The sequence below is a fragment of the Motilibacter peucedani genome (assembly GCF_003634695.1).
In the GTDB taxonomy this organism is placed as follows: domain Bacteria; phylum Actinomycetota; class Actinomycetes; order Motilibacterales; family Motilibacteraceae; genus Motilibacter; species Motilibacter peucedani.
The window spans coordinates 477,365-501,504 of record NZ_RBWV01000009.1; the positions used below are offsets into that span (position 1 = coordinate 477,365).

Sequence of the window (24,140 nt, forward strand, 5' to 3'; positions counted from 1 at the left end):
GGGCGGACCCCCGGGCCGACCCGGTGCGCGTCGATGATAGCCGAGCCCACGACCGCCTCGTGCAGGCGGCCGGGCGCTCGACGCCGAGCGGAGCCGCTCAGCCGTCCTCGGTCAGGGTCAGGTGCAGCCCGCCGACGACGGCGGCCGACACGTTGTAGATGAACGCGGTGAGCGTCGCGAGCGCGGTGATGAGGATCGCGTCGACCGCGGCCACGCCCGCAGCGAGCCACAGCACCCGCTTGAGGCTGAGCCACTCGCTGAGGTCGGTGCCGTTGTCGGTGTTGTTCTTCGTGACGTCGGCGACGGTCTTGGTGACCGAGTCGAAGACGCCCATGCCGTCGAGCACGCCCCACAGCACGGCGACGGCGACGACGAGCACGATGCCGAGGGCGATCGAGAGCAGCGCCGAGAGCTTCATGACCGACCACGGGTCCACCCGGCTGAGCACGAGCCGGGCGCGCCGCGGCGCCTTGGCCGCCCGCTCGCGAGGGGCCGAGCGGGCGAAGGGGCGGGCGCCCGCGCGGGCCGAGAGCGGCCCACCGCCGGCCGGTCTCGGGGACTCCACCGGGCGCGCCTCGGTCGAACTCACTCGGCACCGTCCTCGTCATCGGCGTCGGCGGGAGCGCCGCTGGCCAGATCGTCAGCGTCCAGTTCGGTCGCGTCAGGGGAAACGGTACCCGCTGCGAGGTCGTCCTGGACCTCCACGACCTCCGGCTCACCCGCACCGGTGGGCGTGTCGGTGCCGGTCACGGCCTCGACGGCGGTCGACGGGTCGTGCGTCGCGACCTCGACCTCGGCCGCCTCGACGGCCTCCTCGAGCGCCTCGTCGTCGGTGTCGGGCTCGGCGTTGCGGGCGATCGAGAGCAGCGTGTCGCGCTTGCCCATGACCACGAGCGTCACGCCCATGGTGTCGCGACCTGTGGGCCGCAGGTCGGTGACGCGGGTGCGGATGACGGTGCCGCTGCTCGTGATGGCGTAGACCTCGTCGGTCTCGCCGACCACGAGGGCGCCGACCAGACCGCCGCGGTCGTCGGTCACCCGGTGCGCGCGCAGGCCCAGCCCGCCGCGGCCCTGGACGCGGTAGTCCTCGACCGGCGTGCGCTTGGCGAAGCCGGCGTCGGTCGCCGTCAGCACGAACTCCTCAGCGCCCTCGCGCACGACGTTCATGGACAGCAGCTCGTCGCCCTCGCGGAAGCGCATGCCCGTCACGCCGCTGGTGGCACGGCCCATCGGGCGCAGCGCCTCGTCGCTGTTGCGGAAGCGCACGGCCATCGCGCCCTTGCTGACGAGCAGCAGGTCGTCCTCGGCGCTGGCCAGCCGCGCCGAGATGAGCTCGTCGTCCTCGCGCAGGTTGACGGCGATGACACCGCCGGCGCGCGGCGAGTCGTACTCGGTGAGCCGGGTCTTCTTGACGATGCCCCCGCGGGTGGCGAGCACGAGGTAGGGCGAGACGTCGTAGTCGCGCAGGTCGAGCACCTGGGCGATCTTCTCGTCGGGCTGGAAGGCGAGCAGGTTGGCGACGTGCTGGCCGCGCGCGTCGCGCGCCGCCTCCGGCAGCTCGTAGGCCTTCGCCCGGTAGACCCGGCCCTTGTTGGTGAAGAACAGGATCCAGTGGTGCGTCGTCGTCACGAAGAAGTGCTCGACGATGTCGTCCTCGCGCAACTGCGCACCGCGTACGCCCTTGCCGCCGCGCCGCTGCGAGCGGTAGAGCGCGGTGCTGGTGCGCTTGGCGTAGCCGCCGCGGGTGATCGTGACGACCACCGGCTCCTCGGCGATGAGGTCCTCCATCGACATCTCGCCCTCGGCGGCGATGATGGGGGTACGCCTGTCGTCCCCGAACTTCTCGACGACCGCCGCGAGCTCCTCGCTGACGATCTGGCGCTGTCGCTCCTCGCTGGCGAGGATCGCGCGGTACTCCGCGATCTCGGTCTCGATCTCGGCCAGCTCGTCGATGATCTTCTGCCGCTCGAGGGCGGCGAGGCGGCGCAGCTGCATGTTGAGGATCGCGTCGGCCTGCTCGGTGTCGACCTCGAGCAGCTCGATCAGCCCTTGGCGCGCGTCCTCGACCGCCGGCGAGCGGCGGATGAGCGCGATCACCTCGTCGAGCATGTCGAGGGCCTTGACCAGGCCGCGCAGGATGTGGGCGCGCTCCTCGGCCTTGCGCAGCCGGTAGCGGGTGCGCCGGACGATGACCTCGACCTGGTGGGCGACGTAGTGCTTGACGAACTCGTCGAGGCGCAGCGTCTTCGGGATGCCGTCGACCAGCGCCAGCATGTTGGCGCTGAAGTTGTCCTGCAGCTGGGTGTGCTTGTAGAGGTTGTTGAGCACGACCTTGGCGACGGCGTCGCGCTTGAGCACGATCACCAGGCGCTGGCCGAGGCGCTCGTTGCCCTCGTCGCGCACGTCGGCGATGCCCGCGACCTTGCCGTCCTTGACCAGGTCGGCGATCTTGGTGGCCAGGTTGTCGGGGTTGACCTGGTAGGGCAGCTCGGTGACGACCAGGCAGGTGCGGTTGTTGATCTCCTCGACGTTGACCACCGCGCGCATGGTGATCGAGCCGCGGCCGGTGCGGTAGGCGTCCTCGATGCCGCGGCGGCCCACGATGAGCCCGCGGGTCGGGAAGTCGGGGCCCTTGACCCGCTCGAGGAGCGCCTCCAGGAGTTCCTCGGCGCTCGCGGTGGGGTTGGCCAGTGCCCACTGCACGCCCGAGGCGACCTCGCGCAGGTTGTGGGGCGGGATGTTGGTGGCCATGCCGACCGCGATGCCTGCGCTGCCGTTGACCAGCAGGTTGGGGAACCGGCTCGGCAGGACGTCGGGCTCCTGCGCCTTGCCGTCGTAGTTGGGCGAGAAGTCGACGGTGTCCTCGTCGATGTCGGCCATCATCTGCATGGCCAGCGGCTGCAGCCGGCACTCGGTGTAGCGCATCGCCGCGGCCGGGTCGTTGCCCGGCGAGCCGAAGTTGCCGTTGCCGTCGACGAGCGGGTAGCGCAGCGACCACGACTGGGCCAGGCGCACCACGGCGTCGTAGATGGACGAGTCGCCGTGCGGGTGGTACTGGCCCATCACCTCGCCGACGATGCGGGCGCACTTGCTGTAGCCACGGTCGGGGCGGTAGCCCCCGTCGTACATGCCGTAGAGCACCCGGCGGTGCACCGGCTTGAGCCCGTCGCGCACGTCGGGCAGCGCCCGGCTCACGATGACGCTCATCGCGTAGTCGAGGTAGGACTGCTGCATCTCGACCTGGAGGTCGCGCGGCTCGACGCGACCGCCGGGCGGCGGCGTGACAGGGGTCTCGGTCACTCTTTGGATCTCCTACGCGGGCGGGCGGGGCGGGCGGACGGGCGCTGCGGTGCTCGGCGCCGCGCTAGATGTCGAGGAAGCGGACGTCCTTGGCGTTGCGCTGGATGAAGCTGCGCCGCTGCTCGACGTCCTCGCCCATGAGGACCGAGAACAGGTCGTCGGCCGCGGCGGCGTCCTCGAGGCTGACCCGGAGCAGGACCCGCCGGTCGGGGTCCATGGTGGTCTCCCACAGCTCGTTGGCCGGCATCTCACCCAGGCCCTTGAACCGCTGGATGCCGTCCTCCTTGGGCAGCCGCTTGCCGTTCTCGACGCCGAGCGCGATCAGCCCGTCGCGCTCGCGGTCGGAGTAGGCGTAGGAGACCGGCTCGCGCCCGGCCCACTTGAGCTTGTAGAGCGGCGGCTGGGCGAGGTAGACGTTGCCGTTCTCGATCAGCGGGCGCATGAAGCGGAACAGGAACGTCAGCAGCAGGGTGCGGATGTGCTGGCCGTCGACGTCGGCGTCGGCCATCAGGATGATCTTGGAGTAGCGCAGCTTGGCGATGTCGAAGTCGTCGTGGATGCCGGTGCCCGCCGCCGAGATCAGCGCCTGCACCTCGTTGTTCTGCAGGATCCGGTCGATGCGGGCCTTCTCGACGTTGAGGATCTTGCCGCGGATCGGGAGGATCGCCTGGAAGCGGGAGTCGCGCCCGCCCTTGGCCGACCCGCCGGCGGAGTCGCCCTCGACGATGTAGAGCTCGCACTTGTCGGGGTCGGTCCACTGGCAGTCGGCCAGCTTGCCGGGCAGGCCGCCGGACTCGAGCAGCCCCTTGCGGTTGCGGGCCAGGTCGCGCGCCTTGCGCGCGGCGACGCGGGCGCTCGCGGCGGCGATCGCCTTGCGGACGATCTCGCGGCCCTCCTGGGGGTTCTGCTCGAGCCACTCGCGCAGCTTGTCGTTGCAGACCTTCTGGACGAACGAGCGCGCCTCGGTGTTGCCGAGCTTGGTCTTGGTCTGCCCCTCGAACTGGGGCTCGCCCAGCTTGATCGACACGATGGCGGTCAGGCCCTCGCGGATGTCCTCGCCGGTGAGCCTGTCCTCCTTGCGCTTGATCAGGTTCCAGGTCTCGCCGAAGTCGTTGACGAGGTTGGTGAGCGAGGAGCGGAAGCCCTCCTCGTGGGTGCCGCCCTCGTGGGTGTTGATGGTGTTGGCGAAGGTGTAGACCGACTCGGCGAAGCTGGTGTTCCACTGCATCGCCACCTCGAGGGAGAGCGTGCGCTCCTTGTCCTCGGACTCGAAGGCGATGATGTTGGGGTGCGCCGCGCCCTTCTTGGCGTTGAGGTGGCGCACGAAGTCGCTGATGCCGCCCTCGTAGTGGTAGGTCACGTCGCGCGCGGCCTTGATCTCGGCGTCGCCCCCGGTCTCCTCGACCCGCTCGTCGCGCAGCGAGAGGGTGAGCCCCCGGTTGAGGAACGCCATCTCGCGGAAGCGCGTCGAGAGGGTGTCGAAGGTGTAGTCGGTGGTCTCGAAGATCTCCGGGTCGGCCCAGAAAGTGACCGTGGTGCCGGTCGCGTCGGTCGGCTCGCCGCGCTCGAGCTCGGCGACGGGCGCCCCGCGCACGAACTGCTGGCGCCACACGTAGCCGTCGCGGCGCACCTCGACCTCCACCCGGTGGGAGAGCGCGTTGACGACCGAGACGCCGACGCCGTGCAGGCCGCCGGAGACGGCGTAGCCGCCGCCGCCGAACTTGCCGCCGGCGTGCAGCACGGTCAGCACGACGGTGATGGCCGGCTTGCCCTCGGAGGGCACGATGTCGACCGGGATGCCGCGCCCGTTGTCCTCGACGCGCACGCCGCCGTCGGGGAGGATCGAGACCTCGATCGTGTCGCAGTAGCCGGCCAGCGCCTCGTCGACCGAGTTGTCGACGACCTCGTAGACGAGGTGGTGCAGGCCGCGCTCGCCGGTGGACCCGATGTACATGCCCGGGCGCTTGCGCACCGCGTCGAGGCCCTCGAGCACCGTGATGGCGCTGGCGTCGTAGGTCGGCAGGCCGTGCGCGTCGCCCATCCCGGCGCCCGGTGAGACGGCGTCGCCGGCGGGCGAGGCTGTCGTGGGGTCGGTGGTGGCGTCGGTCGTCGCGGTCACGCTGGTGTCGGTCACGAGCACCCTTCACGGCACGCGGGTGCTCTGCGCGGCTGCACGTGAGCGCGCCGCGGAGGCCTCCCGCTCTGCAAGAGGGGGGTCCGTGTGGCCGCCGCCTCCGCGGACGGAGGCTGCGACCTGCGGCTCGTCCCCCTCGGGACGGGTCCAGTCTACCCGGCGCAAGGGCCCGCAGCCCGTCGTCCACACCCGCAGAACGGCCTCAGATGCCCCGTGGCGCGACCGGACCCCGGTTCGCGACCCCTCCTACGTCGGCGGGGGCGGCCGGCGTGGGACGGCGGTCAGCCGTACGTGTCGCGCGGTCCGCGCCCGCGGACCGTCAGCGGGCCCTTCCGCCACGACGGCGCAGCGGGCCCGAGAACCTTGATCGAGGTGCAGACCCCGCGCCCCAGCTCGGCCGCGATGCGTGCCTGGATGGCCGGCACGAGGTCGCGCAGCTCGGTGGCCCACGCGGTCGAGGACGCGCGCACGGTCAGCACGCCGTCCTCGAAGGACTCGGGCGTCGCGTGCGCCGCGACGTCGGCGCCGACGACGGCGTCCCACCGGCCGAGCAGCGCGCCGACCGCGGCGTCGAGCTCCCAGCCGCGGTCCCTGACCAGGCGGTCGACGGCGCGGGAGAAGGCCTGCGGGTCGCGGTCGTCGGGGCGGGGTCCGCTGCGCACCTCGTCGACGGGGCGCCGGCGCGCGGTGCGCCCGGCGGGCGGGCCGTCGAGCCCGCCGCCCGCCGCGGGGGCAGTGCCCCGGCGCAGGCCCCGGCGGCGCGCCTCGGCACGGGCGGCCGCGAGCGCCTGGCGCGCGACGTCGACACCGCTGCGCACCGGCGGGAGGTCCGCAGGGTCCGGCACCTCGGCGGGCGCCGCGGGGTCGCCGGCCCCGGGCGGCGGCTCGGCGCTCACGGGGAGCCGACCTCGGAGGCCGGCGCTGCGTCGCCGACGCGCGCGCCCGAGCCGACAGGCGTCACCTCGCCCGCCTGCACGAGCAGGCGCGCACCAGCGAGCTCGCCCGGCACGTCGGCCTCCACCGCGGCGGTGATCAGCACCTGCTCGGCACCCGACACCCGCCGCGCCAGCCGCTCCCGGCGCGAGGAGTCGAGCTCGGCGAACACGTCGTCGAGCACGAGCACCGGCTCGCCGCCGTCGGCCCGCAGCAGGTCGTAGGACGCGAGCCGCAGCGCCAGCGCGTAGGACCACGACTCCCCGTGGCTCGCGTAGCCCTTGGCCGGGGTCGCACCCAGGCCGAGCACGAGGTCGTCGCGGTGGGGGCCCACCAGGCACACCCCGCGCTCGAGCTCGCTCGAGCGGGCTGCGGCGAGCGAGGCGAGCATGACCTGCTCGAGCTCGGTGCGCTCGGCGGGCAGGGGCCCGCCCGTCTCGGCGCCGACGCTGCTGCGGTAGTCGAGCGAGGTGGGCCCGCCGCCCAGCGACACCTCGTCGTAGGCCTGCTCGACCCGCGGGCCCAGCGCCGCCACCAGCGAGAGGCGTGCCGCCAGCAGGTCGGCACCGGCCCGCGCCAGGTGCGCGTCCCACACGTCGAGCGTCGACACGTCGTACTGGCCGCCGGCCGACGCGTACCTCGCCCCTCGGCGCGCCGCGCCCGCAGACTTCAGCAGCGCGCTGCGCTGCTTGAGCACCCGGTCGTAGTCGGCCCGCACCGCGGCGTAGCGCGGTGCGCGCGACACGAGCAGCTCGTCGAGGAAGCGGCGCCGCTCGCCGGGGTCGCCCTTGACCAGCGCGAGGTCCTCGGGCGCGAACAGCACCGTGCGCAGCGCGCCCAGGACCTCGCGCGGTCGCGGCACCGGCCCGCGGTTGATGCGCGCCCGGTTGGCTCGACCCGGGTTGATCTCGATCTCGACCAGCATCGAGCGCTCGTCGCGCACGATGCCGGCGCGCACCACCGCGCGCTCGGCACCGACGCGTACGAGCGGGCCGTCCGAGGCGACCCGGTGCGAGCCCAGCGTGGCGACGTAGCCCAGCGCCTCGACCAGGTTGGTCTTGCCCTGCCCGTTGCGCCCGAGCAGCGCGGTCACCCCAGGCTCGAGCGCGACCTCCGCGCTCGCGTAGGAGCGGAAGTCGGTGAGCGAGAGGTGCCGGACGTGCATCTCGTCGACGCGGCGGCCCCGCTAGGCGGGGGCCTCCGCCTCGCCCTTCGCGACCGCGTGCACCGCGTGGCCGCCGAACTGGTTGCGCAGCGCGGCAACCGCCTTCATCGCCGGGGAGTCCTCCTGGCGGGAGACGAAGCGGGCGAACAGCGCGGCGGAGATGACGGGCGCCGGCACGCGGTGGTTGATCGCCTCCTCGACGGTCCACCGGCCCTCGCCGGAGTCGTCGACGTAGCCGGTGATGTCGGCCAGCTCGGGGTCCTGCTCGAGGGCGAGGACCAGCAGGTCGAGCAGCCAGGAGCGGATGACCGTGCCCTGGGTCCAGGACTTGATGACGCCGGGCACGTCCTCGACGACGGGGGAGGCGCTGAGCAGCTCGTAGCCCTCGGCGTAGGCCTGCATCATGCCGTACTCGATGCCGTTGTGGACCATCTTGGCGAAGTGCCCGGCGCCCACGGGCCCGGCGTGCACGAAGCCGGAGTCGCCCTCGGGCTTGAGCGCGTCGAAGATCGGCTGCGCCTTCGCGACGTCCTCCGCGCTGCCGCCGACCATGAGCGCGTAGCCGTTCTGCAGGCCCCACACGCCGCCCGAGACGCCGGCGTCGAGGTAGCCGATGCCCTTGGGAGCGAGCATCTCGGAGTGCACCAGGTCGTCGGTGTAGCGCGAGTTGCCGCCGTCGATCACGACGTCGCCCTCGGAGAGCAGGCCGCCCAGCTGCTTGACGGTCTCCTGCGTGGGCCCGCCGGCGGGGACCATCACCCAGACCAGCCGGGGTGCGGGCAGCCGCTCGACCAGCGCCTCGAGGCTGTCGACGTCGCGCGCCGAGTCGGGGCTGCGGTCGAAGCCGACGACGGTGTGGCCGGCGCGGCGCAGCCGCTCGGCCATGTTGCCGCCCATCTTGCCGAGCCCGATGATGCCGATGTCCATGGTGGCCCTCTCCTGCTGGTGGAAGCGTGTGGCTGCTGTGCGGTGCGTGCTCGTGCGTCCGCGAGCGTCCCCTACCCCGCTGTCAGGCTCCTGAGAGCCGCACCGGCATCAGCAGGTAGCGGTAGTCGCGGCTGGGCTCGGCGTCGGCGGTCGCCCGGCCGGTGAGGACGGCGGGCTTGGTCGCCGTCGTGAACGAGAGCTGGGCGTAGGGGGCGTCGATCGCGCCGAGGCCGTCGAGCAGGTAGCCCGGGTTGAAGGCGATCGAGATCTCGGCGCCCTCGAGGTCGGCCTCGAGCGTCTCGGACGCCTGCGCGTCGTCCCCGCTGCCGGCCTCGAGCGTGACGGCACCCGCGGTGAAGGCGAGCCGCACCGGGGTGTTGCGCTCGGCGACGAGCGCCACACGCTTGACCGCGTCGACGAAGGGAGCGGTCTCGAGCACCGCGATGCTCGCGGACTCGCTGGGCAGGAGCGACTGGTACTTGGGGAACTCGCCGTCGAGCAGGCGGGTCGTGGTGCGGCGCGAGCCGCCCTCGAAGCCCACGAGGTTGTCGCCGGCACCGCCGGAGGACAGCGCGACCACGACCTTGTCGCCGCTGGCCAGCGAGCGTGCGGTGTCGGACAGCGTCTTGGCCGGCACGAGCGCCACGGCGGAGAGCCCCGCCTGCTCGGGCGACCAGGCCAGCTCGCGGACGGCGAGGCGGTAGCGGTCGGTCGCGGCCAGCACGACCTTCTCGCCCTCGATCTCGACCCGGACACCGGTGAGCACGGGGAGGGTGTCGTCGCGGCCGGCCGCGATCGAGACCTGGGAGACGGCGGCGGCGAAGGCGTCCCCGGGCAGCGAGCCGGAGGCCGAGGGCATCACCGGCAGCGCGGGGTACTCCTCGACGGGCAGGGTGAGCAGGGAGAAGCGCGAGCTGCCGCAGCGCACGACCACCTTGGAGCCGTCGCTGGCGACCTCGACCGGCTGCTGGGGGAGGCTGCGGCAGATGTCGGCGAGCAGCCGGCCGCTGACCAGCGCCCGGCCCGGCTCGGAGACCTCGGCCTCGACCGTGACGCGTGCGGAGACCTCGTAGTCGAACCCGGCGAGGACCAGGCCCTCGTCGGTGGCCTCGACCAGCAGGCCGGCGAGGACGGGCACCGGGGGACGGGCGGGCAGGCTGCGGGCAGCCCACGCCACGGCCTCGGCGAGAACTTCGCGCTGGACCCGGAACCTCACGTCTCCACCTTCCTCGACACGCACCGTCGGCACAGAGCCTCGACGCACAGCGGGACTGCCGTCCTGCGGGGCGACGCTATCGCTCGGCGCCGACATCCACAGCAGGGGCGCCACCCCGTTCCTCGCAGGTGTCATCTCCATAGGTATCTGTAGAGCTAGTCATAGGGGCTGTGGACGCTGTGGACACCCGCCCCGGGGTCGGGCCGGACGGCGGCCGCTCGCCGGCTGCGGCGCAGGTCACGAGGGCTCACGGGCCCGGCTCGGACCGCGCGGTCGGGCCGGTGGGCCCTGTGGGGAGCGTGTGCACGACGCAGGGCACGAGTGGCACGGCCTGGGGACGAGCCCGCGTCCCACGGGTGGACCCACAGGTGTGTCCACTCCGCAGCCCCCGCAATCCACAGATCTATGCACAGCATGTGCAGAACGCACGGGGGCGTGCAGGGGCGCCGCTCGGGGCGGGCGGTGGTGCGGCGGCAGCCGCGCTGGACGGCGCGGCTGGACGGCGCGGCAGTCGGCCGCGGCAGTCGGCCGCGGCAGTCGGCCGCGGCGCAGGGGTGCCTCAGCCCTGTCGGGACTGGCTCTTGATCCGGTTGGTGAGCTCGTGCACCTGGTTGTAGAGCGCGCGCTTCTCGGGGAGCTGCTGGCGGATCTTGCGGTCGGCGTGCATGACCGTGGTGTGGTCGCGGTTGCCGAACTGCTGCCCGATCTTGGGCAGCGAGAGGTCGGTGAGCTCGCGGCAGAGGTACATCGCGATCTGGCGCGCCTGCACGAGCCCCCGGGAGCGGGAGGACCCGCACAGGTCCTCCATCGACATGCCGAAGTAGGCCGCCGTCTGCGCCATGATCGTCGCGGCCGTGATCTCCGGGCCGCGCTCGTCGGGGATGAGGTCCTTGAGCACGATCTCGGCCAGCGCGAGGTCGACGCCCTGGCGGTTCAACGACGCGAACGCCGTGACCCGGATCAGCGCGCCCTCGAGCTCGCGGATGTTGGTCGAGATCTTGCTGGCGATGTACTCCAGCACCTCGGGCGGGGCGTCGAGGCCGTCCTGCGCGGCCTTCTTGCGCAGGATCGCGATGCGCGTCTCGAGGTCGGGGGGCTGGACGTCGGTGGTGAGGCCCCACTGGAAGCGGTTGCGCAGCCGGTCCTCGAGCGTCACCAGCTGCTGCGGCGGCCGGTCGCTCGAGAGGACGATCTGCTTGTTCTGGTTGTGCAGCGTGTTGAACGTGTGGAAGAACTCCTCCTGGGTGCCTTCCTTGTTCTCCAGGAACTGGATGTCGTCCACCAGCAGCACGTCGATGTCGCGGTAGCGCTTGCGGAACGTCTCGCCCTTGCCGTCGCGGATCGAGTTGATGAAGTCGTTGGTGAACTCCTCGGAGCTCACGTAGCGCACGCGTACGCCGGGGTAGAGGCTCGCGGCGTAGTGGCCGATGGCGTGCAGAAGGTGGGTCTTGCCGAGGCCCGACCCGCCGTAGACGAACAGCGGGTTGTAGGCCTTGGCGGGCGCCTCGGCGACCGCGACGGCGGCAGCGTGGGCGAAGCGGTTGCTCGCCCCGATGACGAAGGTCTCGAACAGGTAGCGCGGGTTGAGCCGGGTCGGCTCGGCGCTGCGGCCGGTGCTCTCGCGCCCGGTGCCGGGGCGGCTGCCCTCGAGCGGCGCAGCGGTCGGCGCCACCGGAGCGGCCTCGGCGGACTCCGGGGGAGCGCTGGGAGAGGGGATCGCGCCCGGTGCCGGCTCGGCGGCGCCGTCGGCCAGCGTGTCGTCGAGCGTGACGACCAGGCGCACCTCGCGACCCAGTGCGCGGGAGAGGCTCTGGGTCACGATCGGACGCAGGTCGGTCTCGAGCTGGGAGCGGATGAAGTCGTTGGGCGCTGCGACGAGGGCGGTGTCGTCGTAGAGAGCGAGGGGGCGCGTCAGCCGCAGGAACGGGCGGGTGCGCGGCGGCACGAGGCCATCGCCGCTGTCGACCAGCTCGTCGAGGGTGCGGTGCCAGATCGGGGCGAGGTCCCCGGGATCATCAGCCATCCGGGGCACCTCCTCGCGCTCGCATCTCGACCCGCCCGACATCGCTCACGCCTGTCGTCCACACGGTTGTCCACAGTTGTGGACGACGTGGAGGTTGCTCGCGAGGGGCCGACGCTAACAACCTCGGAGCCCCCGTAGCAACCGTTCCGCCGAATCCGGCGGACCCGCTCCGGCGTGTCGACAGGCTGGCACTCGGAGTCGCCGAGAGACTAGGCGGTCCACTGCCGTCGGGTGCGCCGGGGTCCACAGGATGCCCGCCCGGGCAGCACCCGCCGCTCCCTGCACGACACCCGGCGTTTGACCGTGCCGTGCCGTCCCGCGTACCGTGAGCCGGTCGAGCAGGAGCCGACCTCTTTGGCGTGCGCAGCGACTGGCGCGCCGGGTCGGGTCGTCCTGCTCCCCCGTCTTCGTCGATGCAGGAGCCCCGCACCCGTGAGCAAGCGCACCTTCCAGCCGAACAACCGTCGTCGCAGCAAGACCCACGGCTTCCGGCTGCGCATGAGCACCCGCGCGGGCCGCGCCATCATGTCGGCCCGCCGCCGCAAGGGCCGCGAGAAGCTCTCCGCCTAGCTGCGCGCCGCTCCGTGCTCGCGCGCCCGAACCGCCTGCGCCGCTCCGGGGACTTCACCGAAGTGATGCGCCGCGGGGCCGGGCACGGCCGTGGCGCGTCGCGCTCCGTGGTGGTCCACGTCGCGCTCGAGCACACCGTCCCACCCGCGTGCCCCGGCCCGCGGGTGGGATTCGCCGTCTCCAAGGCGGTCGGCAGCGCCGTGACCCGCAACCTGGTCCGCCGCCGCCTGCGCGCCCTGACCCGCGCCCGGCTGACCGGGTGGCCGGCGGGCGCCGACGTCGTGGTGCGCGCTCTCCCCGCCGCAGCCACCGCCACCGTCGACCAGCTCGGCTCCGACCTCGACCGCGCGTGGTCCCACGCCTACCGCCAGGTGGCCCGGTGAGCTCGCCGGTCGGCCGGGCGCTGGTGGGCCTGGTCCGCGGCTACCAGCGGTGGATCTCCCCGCTGTCGGCACCTCGGTGCCGGTTCTACCCCTCGTGCTCGCAGTACGCGGTGGACGCGATCTCCTCGCGAGGCCCCATCATGGGGACGGCGTACGCAGTGCGCCGCCTCCTGCGCTGCCACCCGTTCACCGCGGGTGGTTACGACCCGGCACCCGCGCCGAGGGAGCACTCCCGCTCCCGTCGCCGGGACCCACGACCCGTCTAGGAGACCCTGTCCGTGGGCAAGATCCTCGCCCCGCTCGAGTACGTCGTCTCGAAGATCCTCATCGCGTGGCACTCGCTGTTCACGTCGCTGGGGCTCCCCGGTGACGGCGGCATCACCTGGGCGCTGTCCATCGTCGGCCTGGTCGTGGTCATCCGGATCCTGATCACCCCGCTCTTCATCCGGCAGATCAAGGCGCAGCGCGGCCTCCAGCTGCTGCAGCCCGAGATCAAGAAGCTGCAGGAGAAGTACAAGAACGACCGGGAGCGCCAGAGCAAGGAGCTCATGGAGCTCTACAAGCGCACCGGCACGAACCCGTTCGCGAGCTGCCTGCCGATCCTGCTCCAGGCGCCGATCTTCTTCTCGCTGTTCCGGGTGCTCAACGGGGTCGCGCACGAGAAGCGCGTCCCCGGCTTCCCCGGCGACCTCAACCTCGTCCGCGACGCCGCCAACGCGAAGATCTTCGGTGCGAGCATCTCCGACAGCTTCTTGGGCGCTGACAACGGTGCGGCCAAGACGCTCACCGTCGTGCTCATCGTCCTGATGTCGCTGACCTCGTTCCTGACCCAGCGCCAGGTGATGACCAAGAACATGCCGCCCTCGGCGGCCGAGGGGCAGTTCGCGCAGCAGCAGAAGATGCTGCTCTACGTCTTCCCGCTCGTGTTCGCCGTCTCCGGCGTCAACTTCCCGATCGGCGTGCTCATCTACTGGCTCACGACCAACCTGTGGTCGATGGGCCAGCAGTTCTACGTCATCGCCTTCAACCCGACGCCCGGCTCGCCGGCGGCGATCGCGCGCGAGGAGCGCCTGCGCCGCAAGCACAAGGCGACGCCAGGCGCGGGCACCGGCTCCAGCTCGGGCGGCACCCCGGCGGTGGGCGGCGGCGCGACGTCCGACGGCACCGGTTCAGGCCCGAACCTCGCCAAGCGGCCGCCCGGTCAGCGCCAGCAGCCGCGCCGGCAGCCCCGCGCCAAGCGCGACCGGCCTCCGGGCGGCGCAGCTCCGGGCAACGCCGAGCCCGACCCGTCGTAGCCTCGAGGTCCGCCGGTTGCTCAGCACCCGCGTACCGATCCCTGCTCCACCTGTCCCTCCCGGACCCTGCCCCGACGCCCCGAAGCCAGGAGCTCCCGCCGTGACCGACCTGCCCGACACGAACCTCGCCGCCGACGACGTCGCGGACGCTCCTGACGACGCCGTCACGGACGAGGGAGCGGCCTCGGCGGCTCCGGCCGGCGACGACGCACCCGCCGCTCCCTCGCGCCGGGCTGCGCTGGTGCAGCGGCTCGAGGAGGAGGGCGACGTCGCGGCCGACTACCTCGAGGGGCTGCTCGACATCGCCGACCTCGACGGCGACATCGACATGGACGTGGAGGCCGACCGCGCCGTCGTCGCGATCGTGGGCACCGGCCTCGACCCGCTGGTGGGGCCCTCGGGCAAGGTGCTCGACGCGCTGCAGGAGCTGACGCGGCTCGCCGTGCAGACGCAGACCGGCGAGCGTACGCGGCTGCTCCTCGACGTCGGCGGCTTCCGCGCCGCCCGCCGCACGGAGCTGACCGAGGTCGGCCGGAAGGCTGCCGAGCGCGCGCGCGGAGGTGAGCGGGTCGAGCTCGAGCCGATGAGCGCCTTCGAGCGCAAGGTCGTCCACGACGCGGTGGCCGCCGCCGGGCTCACGTCGGAGTCCGAGGGTGTCGAGCCGGCACGTCGTGTGGTCGTGCTGCCGCCCTCTGCATGACCGAGGCGCACGAGGCCAACGGTGTTCCACGTGGAACACCGGACGCAGACGTGGCTGCCCAGGTGTTCGGCGACCGCACCGCGCTCGCGTCCCGCTACCACGCGTGGTTGGCCGGAGCCGGTGTGGAGCGCGGCCTGCTCGGCCCGCGTGAGGTCCCCCGGTTGTGGGAGCGGCACATCCTGAACTCCGTCGCCGTGGCAGAGCTCGTCGGCCAAGGAGCATCGGTCGTCGACATCGGTGCTGGAGCCGGTCTGCCTGGCATCCCGCTGGCGCTGCGGCGCCCGGACCTCCAGATCACCCTCGTCGAGCCGCTGCTGCGACGCGCCACGTTCCTCGACGAGGTGGTGGCGGATCTGGAGCTCGGCAACGTCGTGGTGCGACGCGCACGCGCTGAGGAACTGCCGCGAGCGGCCTGGTCGGTGGCCACGGCGCGCGCTGTCGCTCCGCTCGGGAAGCTGGCCGGGTGGCTGCTGCCGCTCGTTGTGCCCGGAGGGCTGGTCGCTGCCCTGAAGGGCGCTTCCGCCGCCGAGGAACTGGAACGCGACGCGGCGGTGCTGCGCCGGCTCGGGGCGACGACCCTCGCGGTCCGTGAGGTCGGCGGAGTCGACGGCATCCCGGTTGCTACGGCGGTCACGATGCTGCGAGCCCTGGAGCCGGCTCGTCTACCCTCTCGTGGTGCGCGCTCCAACCCTCGCCCCGCCAGCCGCTCTGGTCCCAACCGCCCGCGCGGGGGCCGTCCCCGTGGTTGAGACGGCTGCCGGCCTGGGATGGCCGTTGCCCGCCGCTCGAGGGAGCCGTCGCGGCCTGGGATGGCCGGCGCTCCCGGGCGAGCAGGTGGCAGAGCCTGCCGACATGGCGCTCCCTGGCGGGTTGGCGGACGGCGCCGTCCACGAGTCCCTCGACGCTCACGTCACTGCTCCCCTCGAGACGGACACCGCTGTCCCGCCCACAGGTCGCGTCCCGCACGTTTCACGTGGAACGTCAGCTCCACTGCCCCGACCGGCGACTCCGCGAGTCATCACGGTCGCGAACCAGAAGGGCGGCGTCGGCAAGACCACATCGACGGTCAACCTGGCTGCAGCGCTGGCCTCGGCGGGACTCCGGGTCCTCGTGCTCGACCTCGACCCGCAAGGCAACGCCTCCACGGCACTGGGCATCGACCACACGCGCGGCGTGCCGGACGTCTACGCCGCGCTGATCGAGGGTCTGCCCCTGGCCGACGTGGTGCAGCAGACCCCGGACCTCCCCGAGCTGCTGTGCGCACCGGCGACCATCGACCTCGCCGGCGCTGAGATCGAGCTCGTGCCGCTCGTCGCGCGTGAGTCTCGGCTCCGGCGGGCGATCGAGACCTACCTCGCCAGCCGCACGCCCGAGGACCCGGCGCCCGACTACGTCTTCATCGACTGCCCGCCCAGCCTCGGCCTGCTCACGGTCAACGCGCTCGCCGCGGCCACCGAGGTGCTGATCCCCATCCAGTGCGAGTACTACGCGCTCGAGGGGCTCAGCCAGTTGCTCACCAACATCGAGCTGGTGCAGAGCCACTTGAACCCCTCGTTGCGGGTGGGCGCGGTGCTGCTGACCATGTTCGACGGTCGCACCCGGCTGGCCGCGCAGGTGGCCGACGAGGTGCGCGCCCACTTCGGCGAGCGGGTGCTGTCCACGGCAGTGCCGCGCTCGGTGCGCGTGTCCGAGGCGCCGAGCTACGGGCAGACGGTCGTGACCTACGATCCGTCGTCGAGCGGTGCGCTCGCCTACACCGAGGCGGCGCGCGAGCTGGCCCGCCAGACCGTCGCCATGGAGGTGCGTCCGTGAGTGATCGACCGCGTGGACTGGGCCGGGGGCTCAGCGCCCTGATCCCCACGGCCGCCCGTCCTGCGGAGGCCGCGGAGTCGCCGTTCGGGCGCGCAGCGGTCGGCTCGGTCGAGCCAGAGGCGCTCCGCGAGGGAAGTCCACCGCCGGACGCGAGCCTGACGCCTGAGGCTGCCTCGACGCCCGAGGCCGTGGACGTCGCAGCCCAGGAGGAGCTCGCAGCGCAGGCGCAGGACCAGCCCGCCGTAGCGGAGGACTCCGACGAGCGGGTCGGCGCTGACGCGCAGGACGGCAGCACAGGCGTACCCGCCGTCGCGTCCTACGCCGAGCTCGACCCGGCCACGATCTCGCCCAACCCCCGCCAGCCGCGGACGGTGTTCGACGAGGACGCGATGGCCGAGCTGGTCGAGTCCATCCGCACGGTCGGACTGCTCCAGCCCGTCGTCGTGCGCCAGACCTCGCCGGGCAGCTACGAGCTGGTGATGGGTGAGCGCCGCTGGCGCGCAGCCCAACTGGCCGGCCTCGGCGCAGTCCCGGCGATCGTGCGCAGCACCTCGGACGACGACCTGCTGCGCGACGCCCTGCTCGAGAACCTGCACCGCAGCGAGCTCAACCCGCTCGAGGAGGCCGCTGCCTACGACCAGCTGCTGCAGGACTTCGCGTGCACGCACGAGGAGCTCTCCCAGCGGCTGGGCCGGTCGCGGCCGCAGATCAGCAACACGCTGCGGCTGCTCAAGCTGCCGGCGATCGTCCAGCGCAGGCTGGCCGCCGGTGTGCTGAGCGCCGGGCACGCCCGTGCGCTGCTCGGGCTCACCGACGCCGCTGCGCAGGAGCGTCTCGCCCAGCGCATCGTCGCCGAGGGGCTCTCGGTGCGCGCGGTCGAGGAGATCGTGGCGCTCGGGGAGGCGGGCGAGCCAGCAGTGCGGCGCAAGTCGCTCCGGGCACCTACCTCGCCCAGGCTGGGCGAGATCTCGGAGCGTCTCTCCGACCGCTTCGAGACGAGGGTCAAGGTTGACCTCGGCCGCCGCAAGGGCAAGATCGTCATGGAGTTCGCGAGCCTCGACGACCTCGAGCGCATCCTCGGGCTGCTCGAGCCGCCCGCGAGCCCCGAGCAGCAGCCGTCGGAGCAGCACTCGCCGGAAGAGCAGCACTAGAGACCCACCTCGCGCAGCCGGAGTCCCGATGTCACGTCGCGTCGCCGCCGTCACCCTCGACAACCTCGACGACCTCCCGGTCCGCTGCCGCGGCTGCGTGTTCTGGGAGCTCGACCCGGTGACCGGCGAGCGCGCCGCCAACGACGGCGACCCCCGGCTCGAGAAGGAGTCCTGGGTCTCCTCGGTGCTGCTGGAGTGGGGCTCGTGCGGCCGGATCGTCTACGTCGAGTCGGCGCCGGCCGGGTTCGCGCTCTACGCGCCACCGGCGTACGTGCCGCGCGCGTCCGCCTTCCCCACCTCGCCGGTGAGCGCCGACGCCGTCCTGCTCACCACGATGCACGTCGTGCCGGAGTTCACCGGCGCCGGGCTGGGGCGGGTGCTCGTGCAGACGATCGCGAAGGACCTGCAGAGGCGAGGGGTGCGCGCGGTCGAGGCGTTCGCCGACGCGAAGCACGAGGGGCCGCACTGCCTGGTGCCGGCCGACTTCCTGCTCTCCGTCGGCTTCAAGACCGTGCGCCCGCACCACCGGTTCCCGCGGCTGCGGCTCGAGCTCAAGGCGACGGTGTCCTGGCGGGAGGACATGGAGGTCGCGCTCGAGCGGCTGCTCGGCTCGATGGCGCCCGACCCCGCGCTGCGCCCCGTCTAGCGGGGTCGCTCAGCGCGCGACGAGCGCGTCGAGGTGGAGCGTCCCGGTGGGCGCGTCGTCCTCGGTGGGGAGGTAGAGCCGCTGGATCGCCACGACGACCGCCTCGGCGAGCGCGTCGCGGAAGGTGGGGTCGGCCAGGCGCACCGCGTCACCGGGCGAGGTGAGGTAGCCGGCCTCGATGCGGACCGCGGGCATGCGCGTGCGTCGCAGCAGGTCCCACGTCTTGGCGTGCGTGCGGCAGTCGAGCAGGCCGGTGCGCGCCACGACCTCGCGCTGCACGAGCCCGGCGAAGCGCTCGCCGACGACCGAGCTGTTGCCGCGGCCGCCGCCGAAGAAGTAGGTGGCGACGCCCTCGGCGCGCGGCGAGCGGGACCCGTCGACGTGGAGGGAGACCACGAGGTCGGCCTGGAAGTCGTTGGCGAACTCCGCGCGCGCGGTCTCGTCGAGCTCCATGTCGGGCCGCCGGGTGAGGAACGCCTGCACGCCTGTGGCGACGAGCCGGCCCTCGACGCGGGCAGCGAGGTCCTCGACGACGGCGGCCTCGTCGAGACCGGAGCTCTGCACACCGCGGTCGGACCCGCCGTGTCCTGGGTCGATGACGACGACCTTGCCGGCCAGGCGGGGCCCGCTGCGCGCGATGTGGAGGTCCTCGCGCAGCGCGTCGGGCCGCCCGCCGATCACGGTGCGGCGCAGCCGGTCGAGCGCCTTGAGGGTCGCGGGCCCGCAGATGCCGTCGGGCACGACCCCGACGTTGCGCTGGAACTCGCGCAGTGCGGCGTCGGTGTCGGCGCCGAAGATGCCGTCGGCGCGACCGGCGTGGAAGCCCATGTCGAGCAGCCGGCGCTGCAGCTCGAGGACGTCGTCGCCCGCGAGCGGGTGGGTGACGGTGTAGTGCAGGATCCGAGCGCCCAGCTGCCAGCGCGCCTCGTCGAGCGCGCGGTAGGTCGCCGGGCCGACGACGCCGTCGCCGGTGATGCCGCGCTCCTGCTGGAAGCGACGCACCGCGGAGTCGACCTCGGCGTCGAAGCGGGCGTCCGCGAGCGCGGCCAGCGCGTCAGCGGGCGGCGGCAGCAGCCCGAGCAGGACGAGCTTGTGCCGGATCTCGGCCACCGCAGGGCCGCGCGACCCCAGACGCAGTGGCTCGGTCATCAGGCGGCTCCGGGGAGAAGGACGGCTCGAGCACGAGCGCGCCGGGCGGGCCGGCGCAGCGGGTGCCCGGCAACGGCCCATCGTAACTGCCACCGGGAGGGCAGCCTCGCAACGCGGCCGCTGCTCAGTCCTCGTCAGGGACGCTGGGAGGTACGCGGTTCGGCCCCGCCTCGGCGGGCCGCGGACGGTCCTGGCGGTGCAGGCGGATGGCCACCAGCGCCACGTCGTCCTCCTGTTGCTCCGGCAGCATCTGCGCCAGCAGCCGGTCGCACAGCTGCTCGAGGGGCAGCCCCGACGAGCCGAGGCGGGCGAGGGCCTCCCGCAGCGCCTGGAGCCCGTCTTCGAGGGACTCGCCCCGCCGCTCGACCAGCCCGTCGGTGTAGAAGAGCACGGTCGACTCCCGCTGGACCGTGACGACCTGCTCGGAGCGCTGCTCGGCCGGGTCGATGCCCAGCAGCAGGTCGGGCTCGGCGCTGCTCAGCACGCTCACCGTGCCGTCGGGGTGCAGGACCATCGGCGGCGGGTGCCCCGCGTTGGACCAGCGGATGCGGGTCAGTCCCTGCGCGCGCTCCTCGGGCGTCTGCTCGACGCGGGCCACGACGACGGTGGCGGTGACGCCCACCTGCAGGGTCTCGATCGCGGCGTCGACGCCGCGCAGCACGGCGGAGGGTCCGAGACCGGAGTAGACAGCGATGCCGCGCAGCAGCGTACGCACCTGTCCCATCGCCGCGGCGGCGGCGGTGTCGTGCCCGACGACGTCTCCGATGACGAGCACGGTGGCGCCGTCGGGCTGGAGGAACGCGTCGTACCAGTCGCCGCCGACCTGCGCCGCTTGGGCAGCGGGGACGTAGCGGACGGTGATGGCGGTGTGGTCGGGCTCTACTGGGGCGGTCAGCAGCGAGCGCTGGAGCCCCTCGGCGATGTCGCGCTGCTGGCGGTAGAGGCGGCTGCTGTCGAGGGCCAGCCCGGCACGGCCGGCCATGTCGCGGACGATGTCGAGGTCGCGGTCGTCCAGCGGGCCGCGCGCAGCGCCGTTGAACAGCGTGAGCATGCCGACGGTGCGCCCGCGACCCTGCAGCGGCAGCACGACGAAGGAGTCGGGAGCCAGCTTCGCGACCAGCTCTCGCGCCTCGCCCTCGACGAAGACCTGCGCCACCGACTCGGTCGCGCCGCCGCGGCCATGCACCAGCGTGCCGGCGCGCAGCGCCTGCAGCACGTAGGCGTCGTCCTGCAGCTCGCGGAAGCGCAGCTCGGCGTAGCGGTCGAGCAGGGGCATGGCGGCGGGGTCGACGTGGTGCCAGGCGACGTCGCGGAGCCCGCGGCGCGAGGCGGCGTCGTGGTCGTCGTCGACGAGGGTGACCAGGCACCAGTCGGCCAGCGCGGGGACGACCAGCTGCGCCAGCCGGGCCACCGCCTCCTCGGCCTCGAGCGTGCTGCTCAGGGCGGTCGTGTCCTCGGCGAGCAGCTGGGCCCGCGCCGCCGCCTGCTGCGCCTCGTCGTGGGCGGCGCGCCGCTCGGTGATGTCGAGGAAGTAGACGGCTAGCCCGTCCGGGTCGGGCCAGGCCTGGACCTCGAACCACGCCTCGAGCGGCGCGGGGTACCACGCCTCGAAGCTGGTGGGCTCGCCGGAGACCATGGCCGCGCGGTAGTGCGTCTCGAAGTCGGTGCCGAGCGCGAGCGGGAACAGCTCCCACACGTCCTGCCCGAGCAGCTGGTCGCGCGCGTGGGCGAGCAGCCGCTCGGCCCGCCCGTTGACGTAGGTGAACCGCCACGAGCGGTCGAGGTGGAAGAAGGCGGCGTTCATCGTCTCGAGCACGCGTGCGACACGGGCCTCGGAGTCGCGCTGCGCAGTCGTGTCGTAGGCCGCACCAAGGACCCGGACCGCCGGCCCGGACTCCCCGCCGAGGGCGCGACCGCGTGCCGCGACCCAGCGCATCGCACCGTCGGGACGCACGATCCGGTACTCGGCGCTGTAGCCGCCGCACGTCTCGACCGCGGACTGCAGCGCGTGGGCGACGCGCTCGCGGTCGTCGGGGTGCAGCAACGCGTTGAAGTCGTCGATCGTCCCGACGAACCCGTCGGCGCCGCCGGCGATGCCGAACAGCTGCACCATGCGGCCGTCCCAGCTGAGCTCGCCGGTGCGCAGGTCCCAGTCGAAGGTGCCGACCTCCGCCGCCTCGATGGCCAGAGCGAGGGCGACCTGGCTCGTGGTGTGCTCGTCGCTCAGCGCGGCGAGCTCCAGCTCGGCGACCACGGAGCTGGCGAGCTTGGACAGTATGGAGACCTCGACCGGGGACCAGGACCGCGGCGAGAGGTCGAAGACGCACAGCGCTCCGACGGTGCTTCCGTCTGAGGTGGAGAGCGGCACGCCGAGGTACGACCCCACCTGGCCGCTCGAGACCGGTGGCAGGCCGGAGACCCTGCTGTCGTGGACGGCGTCGGGCACCACCAGCGGCGCGCCGGTCGTCACGGTGACGGTGCAGAGCGAGTCGGCGCGAGGGGAGCGGAGTCCGACCGACGCCGCTGCCCCGCCTGCGCCGCCCACGACCGTCTGCACGTCGGTGATCAGCGAGATCTGCGACGAGGAGGCGTGCAGCAGGGTGGACGCCAGCTCGGCCAGCCGGTCGAGCCCGGTGCCGGCCGGAGCGTGCGCGACCAGGCGCGACGCGGTCGAGGGGCCCTCGCTGGCCGGGGCGTCCGCCATCGGCGCTCCACTCTCCGCTCGGGGCTCGTGCGCTGGCGGCGCGGGCGGCCCTCCTCGTCGTCCGCGCCGGTGCAGGGCGGGGACCTCCATCCTGTCAGCGCTCCACGCGCGCGTCCTCCGGGGCGACGTCGAGCTCGAACCACACGTCCTTGCCGTCGCCGGGCACGGTCTCCGCCCCCCAGCGGCGCGAGAGCGCCTCGACGAGGACCATCCCCCGCCCGTGCTCGGAGTCGGGCGCCGGCGCGCGCGTGGCCGGCATCACCGAGCTGTCGTCGTGGACGGAGACGCGCAGCAGCCGCGGCCAGCGCCGGGCCGTGACCGTGACCGCGCCGCGACCGTGGCGGACGGCGTTGCCGGCGAGCTCGCTCACCAGCAAGGTGGCGACCTCGACGACCGGTCCGGGCGTCGCCCAGGAGGTGAGCACGCGGTCGAGGAACCGGCGCGCGGACCCGGCTGACTCGGGGCTCGCCGGCAGGCGTACCTCCCGCGTGGACCGGTCGTCGCAGTCTGTGCTCACGCTCGGGTCCTACCCCGCCACCGCGCGAACGCACCTCCGCGGCGCAGGCCTCACCCGGCCGGGTGCCCCGACGCCCTCCGACGCGACGAGGACCGCCCACCCGGCGTGCAGGTGGACGGTCCCCCAGCGCGGGCAGTCGCTCAGATCAGGCCTTCGAGGTCCTTGAGCAGCAGGCGCTTCGGCTTGGCGCCGACGATGGTCTTCACGACCTGGCCGCCCTGGTAGACGTTCATCGTCGGGATCGAGACGATGCCGTACTGCGAGGCGATGCCGGGGTTCTCGTCGATGTTGAGCTTGACGATGTCGATCTTGTCGGCGTACTCGCTGCCGATCTCGTCGAGGATCGGGGCGACCTGGCGGCACGGGCCGCACCACTCGGCCCAGAAGTCGACGAGGACGGGCTTCTCGCTGGCGAGGACCTCGGTGGCGAACGTGGCGTCCGTGACTGCCTTGCTCATGTGGTGCTTCCCTTCGGTTGGGCGGTGGGGTGCAGGTGGGTGGGGGTCGCTAGATGAGGACGGCGGCCTGGACGGCGTCGCCGGTGAGGGCGACGTCCTCGAGCGAGGCGAGGTAGCGCTCGGCGTCGAGAGCCGCCGCGCACCCCGAGCCGGCCGCGGTGATGGCCTGGCGGTAGGTGTGGTCGACCAGGTCGCCGGCCGCGAAGACGCCCGGCAGGTTGGTGCGGGTCGAGCGGCCCTCGGTGAGGACGTAGCCGTTCTCGTCGAGGTGGACCTGGCCGTGCAGGAGCTCGCTGCGCGGCGCGTGGCCGATCGCGACGAAGACGCCGGTGACGTCGAGGTCGCGCTCGCTGCCGTCGACGGTCGAGCGCAGCCGGACGCCGGTCACCTTGTCCTCGCCGAGGATGTCGGCGACCTCGGAGTTCCAGGCGAAGGTGATCTTCGGGTTGTCGAGCGCCCGCTCCTGCATGATCTTCGACGCGCGGAGGGTGTCGCGGCGGACCACCACGGTCACCGAGGCGGCGAAGCGGGTGAGGAACGTGGCCTCCTCCATCGCGGAGTCGCCGCCGCCGACGACGACGATGTGCTGCTCGCGGAAGAAGAAGCCGTCGCAGGTCGCGCACCACGAGACGCCCTTGGCCGACAAGCGCTTCTCGTTGGGCAGGCCGATCTCCTTGTAGGCGGAGCCGGTGGCCAGGATGACCGCCTTGGCGCGGTGCTCGGTGCCCTCGCCGTCGACGACCGCCTTGACCGGGCCGGTGAGGTCGAGCGAGACCGCGTCGTCGGTGACCAACTCGGCGCCGAAGCGCTCGGCCTGGGCGCGCAGCGCGTCCATCAGGTCGGGGCCGGTGATGCCTTCGGGGAAGCCGGGGAAGTTCTCCACCTCGGTGGTGTTCATGAGCGCACCGCCCTGCGTGACCGACCCCTCGAGGACCAGCGGGCGCAGGCCGGCGCGGGCCGCGTAGATGGCGGCGGTGTAGCCGGACGGCCCCGACCCCACGATGACCACTTCACGTACGTCGCCCACGAGCAAGTCCTCCCGACACGTCCGACCCGA

General features: G+C 73.0%; 22 protein-coding genes. 9 read left to right on the forward strand and 13 right to left on the reverse strand.

The genetic code is table 11. The annotated features are described in order from the left end of the window. Nucleotides 1–97: 97 nt before the first annotated feature. The 8 genes from CLV35_RS03795 to dnaA all read right to left on the reverse strand — a co-directional run bounded on the left by CLV35_RS03795 (nt 98) and on the right by dnaA (nt 11,698). On the reverse strand, nt 98–589 hold the full coding sequence (locus CLV35_RS03795; protein ID WP_121192048.1) for a DUF3566 domain-containing protein: 492 nt from the start codon (nt 587–589) through the stop codon (nt 98–100). Next, complete coding sequence (gene gyrA / locus CLV35_RS03800; protein ID WP_231121454.1) at nt 586–3,300, reverse strand: DNA gyrase subunit A; 2,715 nt, start codon at nt 3,298–3,300, stop codon at nt 586–588. The genes CLV35_RS03795 and gyrA overlap by 4 nt, the downstream gene beginning before the upstream one ends. 64 nt (nt 3,301–3,364) lie before the next feature. After that, entirely contained in the window at nt 3,365–5,341 is a 1,977-nt protein-coding gene (gene gyrB / locus CLV35_RS03805; protein WP_121192365.1) for a DNA topoisomerase (ATP-hydrolyzing) subunit B, read from the reverse strand. A 374-nt stretch (nt 5,342–5,715) separates the two neighbouring features. After that, complete coding sequence (locus tag CLV35_RS03810) at nt 5,716–6,330, reverse strand: DUF721 domain-containing protein (protein ID WP_231121455.1); 615 nt, start codon at nt 6,328–6,330, stop codon at nt 5,716–5,718. Continuing rightward, nucleotides 6,327–7,532 carry a DNA replication/repair protein RecF gene (gene recF, locus CLV35_RS03815; protein ID WP_121192049.1) on the reverse strand — a complete coding sequence of 402 codons (1,206 nt, stop codon included), beginning with the start codon at nt 7,530–7,532 and terminating at the stop codon, nt 6,327–6,329. Before recF ends, CLV35_RS03810 begins: the two co-directional genes overlap by 4 nt. A 21-nt stretch (nt 7,533–7,553) precedes the next feature. Then, nucleotides 7,554–8,459: a phosphogluconate dehydrogenase (NAD(+)-dependent, decarboxylating) gene (gnd, locus tag CLV35_RS03820; RefSeq protein ID WP_231121456.1), complete on the reverse strand. Its 906-nt coding sequence runs from the start codon at nt 8,457–8,459 to the stop codon at nt 7,554–7,556. Between the two features lie 82 nt (nt 8,460–8,541). Further along, nucleotides 8,542–9,675: a DNA polymerase III subunit beta gene (gene dnaN, locus CLV35_RS03825; RefSeq protein ID WP_121192050.1), complete on the reverse strand. Its 1,134-nt coding sequence runs from the start codon at nt 9,673–9,675 to the stop codon at nt 8,542–8,544. Between the two features lie 559 nt (nt 9,676–10,234). Then, on the reverse strand, nt 10,235–11,698 hold the full coding sequence (dnaA, locus tag CLV35_RS03830; RefSeq protein WP_121192051.1) for a chromosomal replication initiator protein DnaA: 1,464 nt from the start codon (nt 11,696–11,698) through the stop codon (nt 10,235–10,237). 432 nt (nt 11,699–12,130) lie between these two features. On the opposite strand from dnaA, the gene rpmH reads away from it, so the two are divergent. The 9 genes from rpmH (at nt 12,131) to CLV35_RS03875 (ending at nt 18,255) form a co-directional block, all read left to right on the forward strand. Then, a complete protein-coding gene (gene rpmH / locus CLV35_RS03835; protein WP_121192052.1) occupies nt 12,131–12,268 on the forward strand; it encodes a 50S ribosomal protein L34 in 138 nt (45 codons plus the stop codon). Between the two features lie 14 nt (nt 12,269–12,282). After that, nucleotides 12,283–12,651, forward strand: coding sequence for a ribonuclease P protein component (rnpA, locus tag CLV35_RS03840; protein ID WP_121192053.1), 369 nt, complete (start codon nt 12,283–12,285; stop codon nt 12,649–12,651). Beyond that, entirely contained in the window at nt 12,648–12,917 is a 270-nt protein-coding gene (gene yidD / locus CLV35_RS03845) for a membrane protein insertion efficiency factor YidD (RefSeq protein WP_121192054.1), read from the forward strand. The genes rnpA and yidD overlap by 4 nt, the downstream gene beginning before the upstream one ends. Before the next feature lie 12 nt (nt 12,918–12,929). Then, nucleotides 12,930–13,946, forward strand: a complete 1,017-nt coding sequence (gene yidC, locus CLV35_RS03850) for a membrane protein insertase YidC (protein WP_231121457.1) — start codon at nt 12,930–12,932, stop codon at nt 13,944–13,946. A 238-nt stretch (nt 13,947–14,184) separates the two neighbouring features. After that, nucleotides 14,185–14,646 (forward strand): Jag family protein, encoded by a 462-nt coding sequence (locus CLV35_RS20355; protein WP_407938184.1) that lies wholly within the window; start codon nt 14,185–14,187, stop codon nt 14,644–14,646. Then, nucleotides 14,643–15,395 (forward strand): 16S rRNA (guanine(527)-N(7))-methyltransferase RsmG, encoded by a 753-nt coding sequence (rsmG, locus tag CLV35_RS03860; protein ID WP_121192056.1) that lies wholly within the window; start codon nt 14,643–14,645, stop codon nt 15,393–15,395. The genes CLV35_RS20355 and rsmG overlap by 4 nt, the downstream gene beginning before the upstream one ends. 103 nt (nt 15,396–15,498) lie before the next feature. Then, on the forward strand, nt 15,499–16,458 hold the full coding sequence (locus CLV35_RS03865) for a ParA family protein (protein WP_121192057.1): 960 nt from the start codon (nt 15,499–15,501) through the stop codon (nt 16,456–16,458). Further along, the gene (locus CLV35_RS03870; RefSeq protein ID WP_121192058.1) at nt 16,455–17,609 is read left to right on the forward strand and encodes a ParB/RepB/Spo0J family partition protein; all 1,155 of its coding nucleotides are present in this window, start codon (nt 16,455–16,457) and stop codon (nt 17,607–17,609) included. The genes CLV35_RS03865 and CLV35_RS03870 overlap by 4 nt, the downstream gene beginning before the upstream one ends. A gap of 28 nt (nt 17,610–17,637) precedes the next feature. Then, a complete protein-coding gene (locus tag CLV35_RS03875; protein ID WP_121192059.1) occupies nt 17,638–18,255 on the forward strand; it encodes a GNAT family N-acetyltransferase in 618 nt (205 codons plus the stop codon). A gap of 9 nt (nt 18,256–18,264) precedes the next feature. Here the strand turns inward: CLV35_RS03875 and CLV35_RS03880 are convergent, their stop codons facing one another. From CLV35_RS03880 to trxB, 5 genes are all read right to left on the reverse strand, one after another. Then, nucleotides 18,265–19,404, reverse strand: coding sequence for an N-acetylmuramoyl-L-alanine amidase (locus CLV35_RS03880; RefSeq protein ID WP_121192060.1), 1,140 nt, complete (start codon nt 19,402–19,404; stop codon nt 18,265–18,267). Nucleotides 19,405–19,528: 124 nt separating this feature from the next. Continuing rightward, nucleotides 19,529–22,108 carry a SpoIIE family protein phosphatase gene (locus CLV35_RS03885; RefSeq protein ID WP_121192061.1) on the reverse strand — a complete coding sequence of 860 codons (2,580 nt, stop codon included), beginning with the start codon at nt 22,106–22,108 and terminating at the stop codon, nt 19,529–19,531. A gap of 94 nt (nt 22,109–22,202) precedes the next feature. After that, nucleotides 22,203–22,625 (reverse strand): ATP-binding protein, encoded by a 423-nt coding sequence (locus tag CLV35_RS03890; protein WP_121192062.1) that lies wholly within the window; start codon nt 22,623–22,625, stop codon nt 22,203–22,205. 140 nt (nt 22,626–22,765) lie between these two features. Beyond that, a complete protein-coding gene (gene trxA / locus CLV35_RS03895) occupies nt 22,766–23,083 on the reverse strand; it encodes a thioredoxin (RefSeq protein WP_121192063.1) in 318 nt (105 codons plus the stop codon). 49 nt (nt 23,084–23,132) lie between these two features. Further along, the gene (gene trxB / locus CLV35_RS03900) at nt 23,133–24,110 is read right to left on the reverse strand and encodes a thioredoxin-disulfide reductase (RefSeq protein ID WP_121192064.1); all 978 of its coding nucleotides are present in this window, start codon (nt 24,108–24,110) and stop codon (nt 23,133–23,135) included. Nucleotides 24,111–24,140: the final 30 nt, after the last annotated feature.